We start from the raw sequence: 1,604 nt of genomic DNA on the forward strand, positions 1-1,604 counted from the left end.
CGCCGGCCGCGGCGTCGCCGGGCGGCGCATTCATCAGCACCAGCGGCAGGCCGCTGTCGGCCAGCCGGGCCGCGAACTCGGCGGCGGGGTGCTCGTACGGGAACTGGCATTCCACGGCCTCGAAGCCGTCGCGCGCGGCGGCGGCGGCACGGTCGAGGAAGGGCAGCTCGGTGTAGAGCAACGTCAGGTTGGCGGCGAATCGAGGCATGCTCACATGCTGCCAGCTTCTGCCGGCCTCGGCATCAACGCCGGTCCCGCGGGCCGGCCTGCAGGTCGTCGAGGATCGGGCAATCGGCGCGCTCGTCGCCATGGCAGTGCCGCGCCAGCGCCTCGAGCGTGCGCTGCATCGCCTGCATCTCGTCGATGCGCCGCTGCAGGTCGGCGGCATGGCGCTGCGCCACCTGCTTCACCTCGCGGCTGGCCCGGCCACGGTCCTGCCACAGCGACAGCAGCACGCGGATCTCCGCGATGCCGAAGCCCAGTTCGCGTGCGCGGCGGATGAAGCGCAGCGTGTGCACCTCGCGCATCGAATAGCGCCGGTAGCCGGCCTCGCTGCGTGCCACCGGCGGCAAAAGGCCGAGGCTCTCGTAATGCCGCACCATCTTGGCCGACACGCCGCTGCGCTGGGCGGCGTCGCCGATGTTGAATGTCTGCCACTCGGGTGCCTGCGACACCCGATCCCCCGAGGGGATGCCGGCCGGCTTGGGGCGGCCCGGCGCTCGGCCGACAGACGGCCCCTCGGGTGCCTGCGACACCCGATCCCCCGAGGGGATGCCGGCCGGCTTGGGGCGGCCCGGCGCTCGGCCGGCTCTCGATGTCGCAGTCATCGGTCCTCCTCCGGCTTCCAGCGCCTGAGCAGCAGCGCATTGCCCAGCACGCTGACGCTGCTGAGCGCCATCGCCGCCCCGGCGAACACCGGGCTCAGCAGGCCGAAGGCAGCGAGCGGGAGGCCGACCGCGTTGTAGACGAAGGCCCAGAACAGGTTCTGGCGGATCTTGCGTGTGGTGTGGCGAGAGATCGAGATCGCGTCGGCCACCAGCGCCGGATCGCCGCGCATCAGCGTGATGCCGGCCGCATGCATGGCGACGTCGGTGCCACCTCCGTCGGGGTTGGCCATTGCGACGCCGACGTCGGCCGCGGCCAGCGCCGGCGCGTCGTTGACGCCGTCGCCGACCATCGCCACCGAGCCGCTCTCGCTGCGCAGGCCGGCGATCACCGCGGCCTTGTCGGCCGGCAGGACCTCGGCGCGCACCTCGTCGATGCCCAGGGCCCGGGCCACCGCCTGCGCAGCGCCGGGCTGATCGCCGGTGACGAGCACGGTACGCAGGCCGAGCCGCTGCAGATGCCGCACCGCGGCCTCGGCCGTGGGCTTGAGCGTGTCGCCGAAGGCCAGCAGGGCCAGCAAGGACGGCGCGGCGGCGTCGCCCAGGTCGGCGAGCCACGACACCGTGCGACCTGGCGCTGGTGCTCGACCGCCAGCGCTTCCAGCGGTCCGAGGTCGACGCCAAGCTCGCGCATCCAGCGCGTGCTGCCGAGGCCCAGCGAGCGGTCGCCGACCCTCGCCGCCACACCGCGGCCCGCGACCGCCCGAACGTCCTGCGCCA

1 protein-coding gene and 2 pseudogenes are annotated in these 1,604 nt (G+C 73.7%); all 3 read right to left on the bottom strand.

All coding sequences use genetic code 11. The features are described from left to right. Nucleotides 1-208 (bottom strand): annotated as a pseudogene (locus Y694_RS21665) (hydroxypyruvate isomerase); the annotation flags it as partial. A gap of 34 nt (nucleotides 209-242) precedes the next feature. Further along, nucleotides 243-674, bottom strand: a complete 432-nt coding sequence (cueR, locus tag Y694_RS21670; protein WP_036236631.1) for a Cu(I)-responsive transcriptional regulator — start codon at nucleotides 672-674, stop codon at nucleotides 243-245. A gap of 149 nt (nucleotides 675-823) precedes the next feature. Beyond that, nucleotides 824-1,604: pseudogene (locus Y694_RS21675) on the bottom strand (heavy metal translocating P-type ATPase); the annotation flags it as partial.

Origin of the sequence: Methylibium sp. T29-B (genome assembly GCF_000576225.1) — a bacterium.
Classification (GTDB): Bacteria; Pseudomonadota; Gammaproteobacteria; order Burkholderiales; family Burkholderiaceae_C; genus Methylibium; species Methylibium petroleiphilum.